This window comes from Streptomyces sp. NPDC005017, assembly GCF_042873115.1.
Taxonomy (GTDB): Bacteria; Actinomycetota; Actinomycetes; order Streptomycetales; family Streptomycetaceae; genus Streptomyces.
Genome location: NZ_JBIALD010000068.1, coordinates 1 through 1076, shown reverse-complemented (window position 1 = coordinate 1076; position 1076 = coordinate 1). Strand labels below are relative to the sequence as shown.

Below are 1076 nucleotides of genomic sequence, written 5' to 3'. Positions count from 1 at the left end.
ACGTGCAACACCGTTGCTTTTAGGTTTTGGGGGTGGTGTCAAGGACGCCGTCCTGGATGATCTGCACCTCCAGTGTGTATGCCTGGACGGTGCGAGGGTGATCGCCTCGCTTGAAGCTGTATTTGCTCGCGGTCTTGCGGTAGCGGGCTTTCAGACGCTGACGGGGACGGGATGGGAGCAGAGCCCCCAGCACAGCGCGGCCGATGGCCGCTACCAAGGCGACGGGGGCGTCCGGGGCAGCACCCCGGGCGGCAACGATCTGGTCGGCGGCGGCCTGGAGCAGGACGGTGAAGCTGATCCTCTGTGCTGACAGGCCCGGGCAGGCCGTCGTGATGTCATCGGCCACTCTGATCAGTGCCTGGTAGGAGACCAGCAGTGCGTAGATCTCCTGCTCGAGGCCGGGGACGGTGCGCGAGCGCAGCACTCGCCCGTCCAAGATTGTGGACTTCAGCGAGAAGTAGCACGTCTCCGCCTGCCACCTGCGGTGATATAGCTCCAGCAGCTCCCGTGCGGGATAACGTTCAGCGTCAAGCAGGTCGGTCAGCAGCCGCCACAGCTCACAGCGTCGGGTGCCGTCGGCGAGGGTGACGGTGATCCACGCCTCGATCACCCGCACTTCAAGCTGTTCGTACCCGTGCCCCGCGCGGTACTCGCGCCGCTGGACGACGGTCAGGTAGGAGCCGTCGGGAAGCGGCCTGCGCAGGGACGGCCGCCGCTTGCGGGTGGAGCGCAGCACGAAGTGGGATCCGGTGTCCGTGACGGCGCGCAGGAAGCCGAACGCGTCGTAGTAGGCGTCCGCCAGCAGCACCATCGAGGCGTCCAGGCGGTTCAGTAAGCGGTGGGCGTAGGCCAGCTCACCGGTGCCGTCGGGGCCGAAGCAGGCCCCCAGCAGTGCGCGGGTCCCGCACTCCACCAGGGCCACCAGCCGCACCAGCGGATAACCGAAAGTGCGAACCTGGCCGACGTGCTTGGGGTAGCACCAGGTCACGGCCTCCTCGTCAGGCGCGGTCAGCGTGGTGCCGTCCACCGCGACCACGCGCAGCCCCCGGTAGAAGGCGCAGGCCTGGCCGCGGCCG

Annotated in this window: 1 protein-coding gene; it reads right to left on the bottom strand. The window is 68.0% G+C overall.

The window, feature by feature from the left end; genetic code table 11:
- Positions 1-19: 19 nt before the first annotated feature.
- Positions 20-1076 (bottom strand): IS4 family transposase (locus ACFYR0_RS37800; protein WP_389338937.1); only part of this gene is annotated, 1057 nt, incomplete at its 5' end.